Source organism: Frigoribacterium sp. AP1 (assembly GCF_056680555.1).
In genome coordinates this window covers 473141-485494 of record NZ_CM155288.1, presented here as the reverse complement: position 1 = coordinate 485494, position 12354 = coordinate 473141, and the positions used below count along the sequence as shown (strand labels likewise).

At 68.8% G+C, this 12354-nt stretch carries 18 protein-coding genes; 8 read left to right on the top strand and 10 right to left on the bottom strand.

The window, feature by feature from the left end; translation table 11 throughout:
- The first annotated feature begins 90 nt into the window (after positions 1 to 90).
- The 3 genes from AC1MBW_RS02230 to AC1MBW_RS02220 all read left to right on the top strand — a co-directional run bounded on the left by AC1MBW_RS02230 (position 91) and on the right by AC1MBW_RS02220 (position 1678).
- Complete coding sequence (locus AC1MBW_RS02230) at positions 91 to 519, top strand: hypothetical protein (RefSeq protein ID WP_054146703.1); 429 nt, start codon at positions 91 to 93, stop codon at positions 517 to 519.
- Between the two features lie 67 nt (positions 520 to 586).
- Entirely contained in the window at positions 587 to 991 is a 405-nt protein-coding gene (locus AC1MBW_RS02225; protein WP_054146702.1) for a hypothetical protein, read from the top strand.
- Positions 992 to 1390: 399 nt separating this feature from the next.
- Entirely contained in the window at positions 1391 to 1678 is a 288-nt protein-coding gene (locus AC1MBW_RS02220; protein ID WP_480025301.1) for a hypothetical protein, read from the top strand.
- Between the two features lie 101 nt (positions 1679 to 1779).
- Here the strand turns inward: AC1MBW_RS02220 and AC1MBW_RS02215 are convergent, their stop codons facing one another.
- Both AC1MBW_RS02215 and AC1MBW_RS02210 read right to left on the bottom strand, forming a co-directional pair.
- The gene (locus AC1MBW_RS02215; RefSeq protein ID WP_152970321.1) at positions 1780 to 2724 is read right to left on the bottom strand and encodes a hypothetical protein; all 945 of its coding nucleotides are present in this window, start codon (positions 2722 to 2724) and stop codon (positions 1780 to 1782) included.
- Positions 2721 to 3599 carry an SDR family NAD(P)-dependent oxidoreductase gene (locus AC1MBW_RS02210; protein ID WP_054146745.1) on the bottom strand — a complete coding sequence of 293 codons (879 nt, stop codon included), beginning with the start codon at positions 3597 to 3599 and terminating at the stop codon, positions 2721 to 2723. The genes AC1MBW_RS02215 and AC1MBW_RS02210 overlap by 4 nt, the downstream gene beginning before the upstream one ends.
- 51 nt (positions 3600 to 3650) lie before the next feature.
- On the opposite strand from AC1MBW_RS02210, the gene AC1MBW_RS02205 reads away from it, so the two are divergent.
- Positions 3651 to 4277: a TetR/AcrR family transcriptional regulator gene (locus AC1MBW_RS02205; RefSeq protein ID WP_082383455.1), complete on the top strand. Its 627-nt coding sequence runs from the start codon at positions 3651 to 3653 to the stop codon at positions 4275 to 4277.
- A 95-nt stretch (positions 4278 to 4372) separates the two neighbouring features.
- Here the strand turns inward: AC1MBW_RS02205 and AC1MBW_RS02200 are convergent, their stop codons facing one another.
- Genes AC1MBW_RS02200 through AC1MBW_RS02190 form a run of 3 tightly spaced genes read right to left on the bottom strand, consistent with a single transcriptional unit; the run spans position 4373 to position 6260 of the window.
- Positions 4373 to 4579: a tautomerase family protein gene (locus tag AC1MBW_RS02200; protein ID WP_054146698.1), complete on the bottom strand. Its 207-nt coding sequence runs from the start codon at positions 4577 to 4579 to the stop codon at positions 4373 to 4375.
- A gap of 38 nt (positions 4580 to 4617) precedes the next feature.
- A complete protein-coding gene (locus tag AC1MBW_RS02195; protein WP_054146697.1) occupies positions 4618 to 5520 on the bottom strand; it encodes an SDR family oxidoreductase in 903 nt (300 codons plus the stop codon).
- Complete coding sequence (locus AC1MBW_RS02190) at positions 5520 to 6260, bottom strand: SDR family oxidoreductase (RefSeq protein ID WP_152970320.1); 741 nt, start codon at positions 6258 to 6260, stop codon at positions 5520 to 5522. The genes AC1MBW_RS02195 and AC1MBW_RS02190 overlap by 1 nt, the downstream gene beginning before the upstream one ends.
- A gap of 95 nt (positions 6261 to 6355) precedes the next feature.
- Between AC1MBW_RS02190 and AC1MBW_RS02185 the strand changes: the two genes are divergently transcribed.
- Positions 6356 to 7072 carry a TetR/AcrR family transcriptional regulator gene (locus tag AC1MBW_RS02185; RefSeq protein WP_054146696.1) on the top strand — a complete coding sequence of 239 codons (717 nt, stop codon included), beginning with the start codon at positions 6356 to 6358 and terminating at the stop codon, positions 7070 to 7072.
- Positions 7069 to 7569, top strand: a complete 501-nt coding sequence (locus tag AC1MBW_RS02180; protein ID WP_480025300.1) for a VanZ family protein — start codon at positions 7069 to 7071, stop codon at positions 7567 to 7569. Before AC1MBW_RS02185 ends, AC1MBW_RS02180 begins: the two co-directional genes overlap by 4 nt.
- Before the next feature lie 220 nt (positions 7570 to 7789).
- Here AC1MBW_RS02180 and AC1MBW_RS02175 read toward each other — a convergent pair whose 3' ends face one another.
- Positions 7790 to 8671, bottom strand: coding sequence for an SDR family oxidoreductase (locus AC1MBW_RS02175; RefSeq protein WP_480025299.1), 882 nt, complete (start codon positions 8669 to 8671; stop codon positions 7790 to 7792).
- Between the two features lie 99 nt (positions 8672 to 8770).
- On the opposite strand from AC1MBW_RS02175, the gene AC1MBW_RS02170 reads away from it, so the two are divergent.
- Positions 8771 to 9349: a TetR/AcrR family transcriptional regulator gene (locus tag AC1MBW_RS02170; protein WP_054146693.1), complete on the top strand. Its 579-nt coding sequence runs from the start codon at positions 8771 to 8773 to the stop codon at positions 9347 to 9349.
- A gap of 82 nt (positions 9350 to 9431) precedes the next feature.
- On the opposite strand, the gene AC1MBW_RS02165 is transcribed toward AC1MBW_RS02170, so the two are convergent.
- Positions 9432 to 10058, bottom strand: a complete 627-nt coding sequence (locus AC1MBW_RS02165) for an SDR family NAD(P)-dependent oxidoreductase (protein WP_054146692.1) — start codon at positions 10056 to 10058, stop codon at positions 9432 to 9434.
- Between the two features lie 117 nt (positions 10059 to 10175).
- The gene (locus AC1MBW_RS02160; RefSeq protein ID WP_235451065.1) at positions 10176 to 10694 is read right to left on the bottom strand and encodes an SDR family oxidoreductase; all 519 of its coding nucleotides are present in this window, start codon (positions 10692 to 10694) and stop codon (positions 10176 to 10178) included.
- Between AC1MBW_RS02160 and AC1MBW_RS02155 the strand changes: the two genes are divergently transcribed.
- Positions 10609 to 10944, top strand: a complete 336-nt coding sequence (locus tag AC1MBW_RS02155; protein WP_480025298.1) for a TetR family transcriptional regulator C-terminal domain-containing protein — start codon at positions 10609 to 10611, stop codon at positions 10942 to 10944. The genes AC1MBW_RS02160 and AC1MBW_RS02155 overlap by 86 nt on opposite strands.
- 71 nt (positions 10945 to 11015) lie before the next feature.
- Here AC1MBW_RS02155 and AC1MBW_RS02150 read toward each other — a convergent pair whose 3' ends face one another.
- Together AC1MBW_RS02150 and AC1MBW_RS02145 are read right to left on the bottom strand one after the other, a co-directional pair.
- Entirely contained in the window at positions 11016 to 11573 is a 558-nt protein-coding gene (locus AC1MBW_RS02150) for a hypothetical protein (RefSeq protein WP_054146691.1), read from the bottom strand.
- Between the two features lie 117 nt (positions 11574 to 11690).
- On the bottom strand, positions 11691 to 12338 hold the full coding sequence (locus AC1MBW_RS02145) for a LysE family translocator (protein ID WP_054146690.1): 648 nt from the start codon (positions 12336 to 12338) through the stop codon (positions 11691 to 11693).
- Positions 12339 to 12354 lie beyond the last annotated feature (16 nt).

The window sequence follows — 12354 nt, the reverse complement described above, 5'->3', positions numbered from 1 at the left end:
ATGGCCGGGCCCTCGCAGTGGGGCGTCGCGACGAAGTGCGCTTCATGCCATCCTTCGACCGTGCGCCCTCGATCGCTCTCCCTAGTCGTCGTGACCCTCTGTGCTGTCAGCCTCGTCGGGTGCTCCGAGGACGATCCCGGTGAGCAGGCCGGGGATATCGCTCTGTGGCTTGACCAGGCGCCTTCAGCAGTGCAGGACGACGGCGACGAGCTGGCCGTCTTGGCATCGCTTGTCGAGCAGGGCGAGGAAGCAGCCGGCGACGATATCTCGGCGACCTTCAAGGAGCCCGCGACGATCAGGCGAGTCGAACTTGAGTGTTTCGGCGACGGACTTGTCGAGGGGCTGTTCGGTCTGACGTCGGCTGCGGGTGCGGTCGACACGACGCCCGCCCGTGCGAGCTGCGCCGAGGGCGTGCTCGAGCTGGACATCCCGGAGTCGTCCCGCGAGGGCGTGACGAAAGTCAGCTTCTCCTCGGTGGCGAGCACCGAGAAAGGCGCTTGGCGCGTCACCGTCCGATAGGGGATCGGCTAATAGGAGGGAGCCAATCCCTTGACGGCTCCTGGGTCTCGATTGAGACGATGCCGGCATGGGGACCTTCGTGCTTCGACTCGCGGCGATCGCAGCATGCGGGCTCGCCGCGACATGGCTTGCGACGGGCGCAGAACAGATCTGCCCAGCGATCTACCCGGCACCCGAGTCGTGCAGAGCCGGAGCGCGAATCGCCCCCGCCACGACTTGGACCGTCATCCTCACTGCGCTTTCCGCCCTCACCATCGTTCTCGACGCGCTGAGGAACGAACGTGCGGTACGCGTCGTGGCGGTAACGCTCCTCGGACTGAGCTGCACTGTCGCACCGCTTTGGACGCTCTTCGCGAGCGGATTCGCCGCTGACGAGCGCGTCCTCCTCATCGCGTTACTCATCCTCCTCGTCGTGACGATGACCGGCGTGACGAGCCGCGCCCTACGAAAAGGGCGATGGGAGCGCGTCTGATGGCCTGGTGCTGAGTCGTCTCATATGACGATCGTTGACCGCGACCTCTCCGGCTGAGATGTTTCCTGGGACCGATGGAGGTCGTCATGTTCGAAGAACGCGGGTGGTTCGCTGAGGCTGACGCGAGAGCGCTTAGGCCCGCCGACTCGGTGAACGATGTGGATCATCGTGGAGATGCTCCCCGAACTGAGCACCGGCCTGAACCGGTCCGCCTTCGTCCACTCGACCGCCTCATGCGCGGTTTTCCTTGGCACGACCGGACTAAGCGACCGCGTCGTTAGGTAGCAACCGGCGTCTGCCCGGTAGACGATCGGCCATCGACCACATCCATCAGTCTTTTGGACGGCGGGCAACTCTCGGGAAATCCTGGTGCACGGACCGGCGCGCTATGGTCCAGGCATGATGCGTCGCGCCGGCCTGACTTCCCGCCTCGTTCTTACTGCCGGTTTGGCCGCGTTGGCTGTGGGCGTCGTCGTTGTTGCCATCGCCGCGGCGCAGCCGGTGTCTTTCGGGTGGTTCGCCTATGCGCCCCTGTCGGACACGACGTTCACCGCCGAGGGTGTGCACGTGTTCTCGACCGACAGCCTTGTGGGCGCCGTCATCTTCGTCATCGGTTTGCTCGTGCTGGCAGCATGGCTCGGCTACCGAAAGGGTGTGCGGGCAAGCCTTGACGAGGCGTCTCGCTAGGCGATGGTCCAGAGGGACCTGGAGGAGAGACCCGACGTTCATCGAGCGCGACCTCGACTTCGACTTCGTCCATCGGCGTGCCGTTCCGCCGTGGCCTAGCGCTACCTGTGCTGGTTGCGTCTGTGCATGGCAATTGTCACGAAGCCCATCGCGGCCAGTGTGACGGCGATCCCGGCTGCTGTGAAGGTCACGGCGTCGGGGTGAATGAGCGATTGTCCGCGCAACGCCTGCCACAGGGCGATCGCCGTGACGGCAGCGTACGTCGCTCCGGCCACGACGACGATGCGGAGCCGATCGGCGTCACGGAGTGTCCGGGGGAGCGCGATCGCGAGGATCGGCAGGACCTGTAGTGCGTGCATGCCGATGAAGTGGGACACGCGGAGATCTCCATGGGAGGTGTTCCAGCCGAGGAAGAAGATGCCGCCGGTCGCGTCGTCGCCGCCGACGGAGTGGGAGCCGTAGGTCGACGATGTCGGGTCGGCTAGCTGGCCCGCGGTGGGGATCACCATGAGGAACCCCACGGACAGGCCGACCAGGGCGATGATCAGTCCGAGCCTCAGGGACCACGCCAGCGCCCTGTCCTCGTTCCGGGAGAACATGGTCAGAAAGGCTCCGATGACCAGTGTCGCGCAGTACATGAGGGTGACCCCACCGGCCATGAGCTGGTAGAAGAGCTGGTTCGTCGGAGTCGAGACGTTGAAGTGGCTTCCCACGCCGCGAATCACTTGGATCGAGATGACGACGATCTCCAAGAGAGACGCGGCTGCGCCGATGGTTCCGGCCCACCAACCGATCCGACGCAGGACGGGCCGCTGCACCATCGAGAGCATCCACGCAAGGGTGATCGCGTAGAGCGCGAGGGAGATCGAGAACTTGAGAGGTTTGGCCCAGATCGGGTCTCCTGCCAATGTCCGCGGATCGAGGATCAGCCCGACCAGACACACCACAGCCCAGAAGCACATCACTGTGGTGAAGGCGACGAGCGGTCGGTGCCATCCGCGTACGCCGGTCCAGAGTGCGCGGGGACGATCCTGGACGAGGCTCACGGGCGGGTGCCCGCTGCCGTCATCCGCTCGGAGATGGACCAGAGTCTCGCTGCGGTCTCCGAGTTCCGGGCCTGCTTCGACTGGCTGATCACCTCAGCTCCGCCTCGCATGTGCATCATCCGCTGGGGTCCGACGAAGGTGCCGCCGGGGAGGTCGGCGGAGGCAGCGAACAGCGACGGCAGCGCACCGTCTTCCGGCTCCTGCCCCAAGATCGGGACGAGCCGGTCCCAGAGGTTGGGGCGCTGACCGGCCGGCCGGTCGTAGATGGCTGTTTTGACCAACCCCGGATGGGCGGCCAGCGCCCGCACTCGAGAGCCCGACGTCTGCAGCCGCCGGTCCAGCTCCGACGTGAACAGCAGGTTGGCGAGTTTGGAGTCCGCGTACGCCCGGCTCGCATGGTACGGGCGCCTGTGCCAATCGAGGTCGTCGAGGTCGAGCCGAGCCATGCGCTCCGCCTGGGAGGCGACGGTGACGACGCGGTCGGTGATGTGCGGCAGAAGCAGCGTCGTCAGGAGGAAGTGCCCCAGGTGGTTCGTACCGAACTGGAGCTCGTGACCGTCGGCCGTCCGCTGGAGGTCCTTGGACTCGACGCCTGCGTTGTTGACGAGGATGGCGATCGGTTCGTCGATAAGGTCTGCGAAGTCCGGCACCGTCTCAAGCCGCGCGAGGTCGAGTGGCAGGACGCGGTGCGTCCCCGGAGTGCCCGGGAGGGTCGCTGCCACTGCTTGCCCCTTCTCCTGGTTCCGGACAGCGAGGATGATGCGTGATCCGGACTTGGCCAGGGCGACCGCGGTCGCTCGGCCGATGCCGCTGGTGCCGCCGGTGATGATGACGGTCTCGTTGGTCGGCGCTTGGCCTGCTCTGGTGTCGTCCATGCCCCCAATGTAGACAGTGGCCACATTGTTGTCAACGTCTACACTGATGGAATGGCACAGCAGGCACGCTCCTATCACCATGGGTCGCTGCGTGAGGAGCTCGTGCGAGAGGGGCGCGCACTTCTGATCGAAGAGGGGCGGCAGGCGGTGACGGTGCGGGAGCTCGCGCGCCGCGTCGGCGTCAGCCATGGTGCGCCGCTCCGTCACTTCCGTGACCGAGATGCCGTCCTCGCCGCGATCGCGGCGGACGGTTTCGATGAGCTGCGTGGCTATCTCGAGGCCGCGCGGCAAGTAGGCACCCTCGAGCGCCGGCTTACGGAGTACATCCGCGCTCATGCTCGCTTCGCGCAGCGAAACGGCCCCCTGATGCAGCTGATGTTCGCGTCGACCGGCGACGGCACGAATGCGGGGCGCGACCCCGAGGCGCAGTCTTCGGCCGAGCGCTTCTTCGCCTTGGGCGCGGAGTTGCTCGGGGAGCGCAGTTCGGAGTCGATGGGTCCGATGCCGTTCCTGGTCGCGGCGACGACGGAGGGCATCAGTGCGTTGACGGCCACCGGCCGGCTTCCCGAGGATCGTGTGGACGAAGTCGTCGTCGCGGCGGTGCGGGCGCTCCTGCCGCAGATCGAGCAGCAGCTCGGCACGGCCGCCCACGGGCCGGTTACCGCCCCCGACGGGTGAACAGGGACCGGCGCGCTTGAGTCGCGGCAGGCTCGGTGCCGCGAACAGGATGAGGGGCCCGGTCGCCCGGGCCCCTCATCCTGTGACATGCGCTACTAGACGCGGCCGAGCATCGCTTCGTCGAGGATGGTGCCGCCGAGCATCCAGCCGCCGTCGGCGACCTCGTCGAGGATGACGAGGGTCGTCGGGCGTGCTCGTTCTCCGTAGACGTCGACGATGGCGTCCGTGACGGCGTCCTGCAGCTTCTTCTTGGACTCAGGCGTGAGGGTGTCCGCGGGGACCTTGAGGTTGGCGAAGGGCATGGTGTTTCCTTTCGGTGGTGGCCCGGACGTTCCGGGGGTCAGAGGGCGGCGTTCGAGGGCAGGAGGTCCTCGATGCCGACGCGGCGGTAGAACTCGGCACGGATGCGGTCGGCGACCGCGGACACGACTTCGCTGCCGTCGCGGGATGGGTCGACGTGCGACCGGAACGGGCGCGTCCCTTGGGGCAGGCCGACCAGGCGCACGATCTCGTCGGCGACGTCCTGTACGTCGGCCTCGGGCGGCACGATCGCGGCGAGGCGGTCGGTCAGCTCGCGGCGGAGCGTGCCGTACTCGGCGTCGTGGTCGGTCACCCGCGCCTCGTCCGCCGGGGTGGAGGCGTTGGTGAAGTGGTTCGTGCCCGAGGTGAACGCTCCGGGGACGACGATCGAGCTGTCGATGCCGAACCGGATCGTCTCGGCCGCGTAGCTCTCGGCGAGAGCGTCCATGCCGGCCTTGGCGGCGAAGTACGGGGCGAGGAACGGAGGGTGCCCGCCGCGGGTCGAGGAGCTGCCCACCCACACGACGAAGCCCGAGCGCTGGGAGCGCATGTGCGGCAGGGCGGCGCGGGCTACCCGGTGGCCGCCGATCACGTTGACGTCGTACAGGTGCGCGAACTGTTCCGGTGTGAAAGCCTCAGCGGCACCGAAGGCCATGTGGCCGGCGTTCTGCACGACGACGTCCATGCGGCCGTGCGCCTTGATGACGGTGTCGACAGCAGCGTCCACGGATTCCTGCGACTGGACGTCGAGCTCGACGGCGCCAAGCGTCAGCCCCTCACGAGAGGCGAGGTCGGCCAGGGCGTCGCGATGAGCCGCGTTCCTCCCGTCGACGGCGCGCATGCCCGCCGCGACGACGTGGCCTGCGCGTGCCAGCGACTCTGCCGTGAGCCGACCGAATCCTGTGGAGGCGCCGGTGACGAGGATGACCGGTGGTGTCGTCATCAGACCATGCCGCCGTTGACACGGATGGTCTGGCCATTCACCCAGCGCCCGTCCGGCCCGGCAAGGAACGCCACCACGCCGGCGATGTCCTCCGGGGTGCCGAGGCGCTCGAGCGGCGGGACCTTGGCCAGGGCGTCGATCTGCTCCTGCGTCTTGCCGTCGAGGAACAGCTCCGTCGCGGTCGGGCCCGGAGCGACCACGTTCACCGTGACGTCCCGGCCACGGAGCTCCTTCGCCAGGATCAGCGCCATGCCCTCGACCGCGCTCTTGCTCGCGACGTAAGCGCCGTAGGTGGGGAACTGCGTTCCGACGACGGAGGTCGACATGCCGACGAAGGCACCCCCGGGGCGCAGTCGACGTGCTGCCTGCTGTGCGACGACGAAGGTGCCGCGGACGTTCGTCCTGTGCAGGTCGTCGAGGGCCTCGAGGTCCTGCTCGGCGATGGTCGACAAGCCGAGGCGTCCGGCCGAGTGCACCACGACGTCGACGCCCCCGAAGTCGTTCGCGACCCTGTCGAAGATCGCCGCCACGGCATGCTCGTCGGCGACGTCGGCCTGCATGGCGACAGCGTGGCCGCCGGCAATCTCGATCTCGTCGATGGTCGCGGCGGCCGCGGCACCCCCGCTGGCTGATGCGACGACGACCGTGAACCCGTCACGGGAGAGTCGGGTGGAGATGGCGCGGCCGATGCCGCGGGAGCCACCCGTGACGACGGCGACGCGCTGGGAATCAGTGCTCATGATCTGCCTTTCGTTGCTATTGCTCAGCAGTTTCGCCGATACGTAAGAACTATCACAGATACGACAACTGATAGCAAGTGCCCTAAGCTGAGGGCATGATCCGATCCGACGACGACCTCCGGAGCGCGCTGCTCGCGGCGGCCGAGGAACAACTGGTCGCCGCGTCCGACGGCGAGATCGCCACACGAGCGGTCTGTGAGGCCGTCGGTGTGACCCAGCCGGTGCTGTATCGGGTGTTCGGCGACAAGCGGGGTCTCCTCGACGCCCTGGCCGAGACGGGCCTGCAGCGCTACGCCGCCCGCAAGGCCGAGCTCGAGGCCACCGACGACCCGGCGGCGGACCTGCGCCGCGGGTGGGGTGACCACCTCGATTTCGCGAGGGAGAACCCCGCCCTCTATCGCCTGATGTTCGCGCCGCGACCCTGGGCGGGCGGTCGCGCAGCGGACGGTGTGAGGGCGCTGCTCGAGCGGACGCTCTCTCGGTGCGCGGCCGCGGGGCTTCTCCGTCTCGAAGTCGACGTCGCATCGGGGATGATCTTGGCGGCCAACATCGGGTTCGCCCTCGACGAGATGACGGCCCCGCGTCCCGCGCGACAGGCGGATGCGGTCGCTGACGCGCTCCGCGACGCCGTTCTCGGTGCCGTCCTCGTCGCGGGTTCCCCGCCGGCGTCGTTCGACGCCGCCACAGCCGCCCGGCGGCAGCTCCGTGCGCAGCTCGCCGAGGGCGGGTCTGGCGCCCTCCTCCCCGAGGAGTCCGCGCTCATGAACGTCTGGCTCACGCGCCTCGACCGAGAAAGCGACGGCCCCCGGTGATTTCCACGTTCCTCGTCGAACACGCGCCCCTCGTCCGCATCGGGTTCTGGGTCGCCGTCGCGGCCGCCACCCTGCTCGCCTGGGGCCTGCTCCGGTTCCGGCTCCGGCGTGTCCTCCTCGGCCTCTCTGCCGTGGCACTCGCCGCGGTGCTCGTCCTGACCCTGCTGCCCGACGGGGCTCGGCCCGGCGGTGTCACCTGCACCGTGCAGTTCAGCGTTCCGTTCCGGGGGATCGACACGCTCGCCAACGTCGCGATGCTGCTGCCGCTCGTGCTCTTCCTCGGGACGGCAACGAACCGGCCGCTCACAGTCCTCACCGGTGCGGTCGCCCTCTCCGCCGTCGTCGAATTCGTACAGGCCCTGGCACCCGTCCTCGGTCGCCGCTGCGACACGAACGACTGGTTCATGAACACCGTAGGAGCGGTCCTGGGCGCGGTCATCGCTCTCGTCATCTGCGCGCTCGAGCGGCGCCGCAGGCCCATCGCGGTCTCCGGGTGAGCCACTGGCCACCAGCGGTGCACGCGACCAGTGGCCTGTATGCCTACTGGCGATCTGGGCGCGATGTGCACGGGCTCATCGGCCACGGTGAGGATGGTGGTCTTTCCTCTGCAAGTGGGGCGCTCGATGTAGGAAGGACCTAGTACGGCTCCCAGGCAGGACCGCGTCACGATGACGGTGGCCCGATAGGGAATGCCTTGCCGCAGGCCTCGCGCTGGGTCTAGGGCTGGAGGTTCTCCAGGTCGGCGAGGAGGCTGGGGTGTTTCGGCTTCCAGCCGAGCGCCTTGCGTGTGTACGCGCTCGACGACGGCTGGTCGGCTGCGAAGATCGGACCGAACGGTCCGAACGTCTCATCCGGGACGTGCTCCACCGGCAGGCGGAGGCGACGCCCGACGACCGTCGCGATGTCGATCACGGCGTCGCCCTCGTCGGCCACGGCGTGCCAGACGGTCCCGGCCGGAGCCTTCTCGAGCGCGAGCCTGAACAGCACCGCGGCATCACGGGCGTGCACGGCTGGCCAGCGCTGGGTACCGGTGCCGGGATAGCCGGCGACCCCAGCTGCACGGGCCGCCTGCGCGAGCAGGCCGGCGAACCCGCCTTCGCCGTCCTCGTGGACGGTGCGCGGCATCCGCACGGCGGACGAGCGGACGCCGCGTGACGACAGGGCCAGGGCAGCCTCGACCGACAGTGCCCGGCCAGCCACCGGCCCCTCGTGGGGCAGCGGGTCGGACTCGATGGACGGCCGACCGGCAGTCGACGGCGTGCCCGAGACGACGACGTACGGCTTGTCGGTGCCGACGAGGGCCTCGCCGAGGGTGCTCATGGCGGTCGCCTCTTCCGCGATGCTCAGCATCAAGGCATCGGCGGTGCTGTAGTCGCTGCCGAAGGCCAGACTGATGACGCCGTCCGCCTGCGCAGCGCCTTCGCGGAGCGCGTCGAGGTCGGCGAGGCCGCCCCGGATGGTCGTCGCGCCAGCCTTCTCCAGTGCTGCCGCGGAAGCCTCCGAGCGAGCCAGTCCGACGACGGTGTGGCCGTTGGCCAGCAGCTCGGCGACGACGGGCGTGCCGATGGTGCCGGTACCTCCGGTGACGAAAACGTGCATGGGGTGCTCCTCGTAGGTCGTTCGGCCCCTGATGGGACTCATGTCCCATCACCGTAGCACCTCTGATGGGACAAGTGTCGCATCACGTAGGATGGCCTCATGTCCAGATGGGAACCGGGAGCACGCGAGCGGCTCGTCGTCGCCGCGGTCGACCTCTTCGTCGAGCGCGGCTACGACGACACCACGGTGGCTCAGATCAGCGAGCGGGCCGGGGTCACCAAGAGCACGTTCTTCCGTCACTTCCCGGACAAGCGAGAGCTGCTCGTCGCCGGGCAGGAGAGTCTCAGCAAGCTCTTGGCGGACGGCATCACCGAGGCGCCGGCCGACGCGACTCCTCTCGAGGCCGTCGCTGTCGGACTCGAGCGCGCTTCCGCCGAGATGGGGCCACGCAACCGCGCCCTCGGTCCCCGCTTGAAGGCAGCCGTCGCGGCGAGCAGTGAGCTGCAGGAGAGGGATGCGCTCAAGAGTGTCGGCATGGCCGCGGCGATGACGGCCGCCCTCGAGACTCGCGGAGTGCCCGAGGCGACGGCGCACCTCGCGAGCGAGATGGGCGTGCTGGCGTTCAAGCAGGGATACGCCCGGTGGTCGGACGAAGACGGGTCCGAGGACGCAGGGCTCGCGCCCCATGTGCTGACAGCACTCGAGGGTCTGCGCAGCGCGGCGGCATCGCTCGCCTGAGCTGCTACGGGTACCCGTTCTCGCGTGTCCGATAGCGGATCGGTGATCAAGACGGCCGGCGGGAAGCAAGGCCCGGTTTTGTCTAGGCGGTGACGCCTTCGTCGATGTTGATGACGCTGCCGGTGATGTAAGAGGACTGCTCGGAGGCGAGCCAGGCGACGAGGTTGCCGACCTCGTCGGGTGTGCCGTACCGGCCGAGGGCGGTGAGCGCGGCCTTGCTCATCCCGTCGGCGGTCTGGCCGGGGAACGGGCTGATCTGCGCGCTGAGCGAGCTGATCAGGATGATGCGGCCCCCATCGCTGATGTGTCGGAGCGCTTCCTGGACGGTGTACGCGGGACCGCGGAGGTTGAGGTCGAGGGTCTTCTCGATGTGCTCGGCGCTGGCGTCTGCGAAGGCTTCGTTCCATGCGGTGGCAGCGTTCGGGACGACGATGTCGAGGCCGCCCAGGATCTCCACTGCGCGCTGGACGCTGCGGACGGCGTCTGCGGCATCGCCGGCGTCTGCACGGATCGCGTCGGCGTGGCCGCCGGCGTTGCGGATGCCCCGGACGAGCTCGTCGGCGGCGTCGGCAGAGGACCAGTAGGTGATGACGACGGACGCGCCGTCGGCCGCGAGGGCTCGGGCGATGGCCGCGCCGATGCCGCGGGATGCACCGGTGACCAGGGCGCGTCGACCGGCGAGGCAACCGGTGGTGGAGGTGGTGTTCATCGGATGCCTTTCGCGGGGCGGTGCCCCGACGTTCTCGTGCGGAGGGAGGCCGGAGGTGCGGGTCGAGCCCTGCACCTCCGGCCGGGAGGTCGTCGGACCGGTGAGGGTCCGGACGTGTCAGAAGGTGGGGAGTTCGCCGCCGCCGACGACGAGGTTCGCGCCGGTGACCCATTGGGCGCGGTCGGAGGCCAGGTACGCCACCGCTTCGGCGACGTCGCGCGGATCGCCGGGGCGGCCGAGGGGAACGCCCGCGGTCGTCGCTTCGAGGGGCACCCCCATCGCGTCGGCGATCGTCTGACGAAGAGCGTCGGCGCCCGGGGTGAGGACGTTGCCGGGAGTGACGGTGGTGACCCGGATGCCGGCTGGGGCGAGCTCGGAGGCTAGCGCCTTGCCGTAGCCGGCGAGGGCGGCCTTGGCGGCACCGTAGTGCGCCATCGGGCCCTGCGGGGTGACTGCGGCGCCGGAAGAGATGTTGACGACCGCGCTGCCGGCGCCGGCCTCGCGGAGGGCGGGCAAGAGAGCGCCGGTGAGGCGGACGGCGGAGAGGTAGTTGAGGTCGAGGGCATCGATCCATTCCTCGTCCGGCTGCCTCCTTGCGAAGGGGACCGCTGAACTCGCCTCCGAGGATGAAGACATCGCCGCTCGTTCGTCAGCCGCGTACGACACACTGCTCGACAGCTGCCGGCAGCTCGTGGAACAGGCGCAGCGCGCCGGACTCGTCGATCCGGAGGCGGAGGCGGCGGCCCTGGGTGGCCTCATCCTGACGACACACCGTGGTCTGGAAGCGCTCGCGAAAGCCGGGGTCGACCCGGCCACCCGGAACCGCATCGCCGACGCAGCGATCACCAGTATCTCCGTCTACGTCCTCGCTGGATACGATCGCTGACGTCGAAGTAAGGCCCGGAAGGGCATCGTTGAGCGGGCCCTGAGGGAAAGTGGGGGCTCGGGAGGTGAGGCTTACGGATTCTGCGACCGTTGCGTTCCGCAGCTGAGTGCGGCGGGCGGTACATCGTCCATGTCGGTCGGTCCCACGTAGGCCGGCTCGAGAGGTGGGAGGTTCGTCACCCCGGTTGCGGCGCCCAGTGCGAATACTGCCCCGTCGAATGCAGCTGAGGTGGGGTCGTCCGCCGTGGCGAAGACGACGAAGTATCCGCCCTCGGTGCCTTGGGTGGTCTCGACCAGGCCGGTGAGGGTCCATGTCCCGAGGTCAGGATCGGGGTGGGCGCTCAGCCAGGGCAGTGCGGACATGACGGTGCCGTTCGAGGAGGCCGTCTGGAGCAATGAGTCGTTGACCACTGCGAGGACGGCCGACGAGGCGTCCTGGCACGACGGGGTGTCGGTGTCGGCGCCTGCCGGCCACTCCTCGGTACCGTCGCTCGGTTGCGCGGCGGACGTCGCGCTTGCTTCTTCTGACGGCGTCCCGGTCGCTGGCGCGGTCGACGCGCAACTGGACAGCAAACCTGTGACGGCCACCAGTGCGACGAGGGTGGCCAACGCCTTCTTCTGCATCCCCATGCCATCAGGTTAGGGCTCGGTACATCGACACGGGTTCTTGATGATGTTTCCGCGGCCCGGAGGTCGGCAGTGTTCGACACCACCAGCCGACGTCGTGCGAGTCCCGTGAGCCGATGGCTATCCGGCCGCAGCCGGGGCGGGCGCGTCCAGGGCGAGCCTGACGCCCACGGCGCCGAGAAGGGTGCCGGTGGCCCACCGCTGCCAGCGCATCCAGCTCGGTCTGCGGCGGAGGAAGACCGCGATGGACCCGGCGGCGACGATGATGCCGGCGTTGACGGCGAGGCTCACGGCGATCTGGACCGCGCCGAGCTGGAAGCCCTGGGCGACGACACTGCCGGCGCTCTGGTCGACGAACTGGGGGATGAGGGCGAGGTACATGATCGCCGCCTTCGGGTTCAGCAGGTTCGTCACGAGCCCCATGCGGAAGAGCTCGGCCGTGGAGTCGCGGGGCAGATCACGGGTGTCGAAGACGGAGGCGCCTCCGGGTCGCAGCGTCTTGTAGGCCAGCCAGAGCAGGTAGGCGGCGCCGGCGACCTTCAGTGCCGTGTAGAGCCAGGGAACCACGAGGAACACCGCGGCGAGGCCGACGTTGGCCATCGTCATGTAGACGACGAAGCCGACCGCGGTGCCGGCGAGCGAGACGAGGCCCGCGCGGCGGCCCTGACTGATGCTCCGCGAGACGAGGTACATCATGTTCGGGCCCGGGGTGAGCACCATGCCCAGGGCGACGAGGGCCATGGCGGAGGCGGCGGTCAGCGACATCATGCCGGTGTCTTTCTCG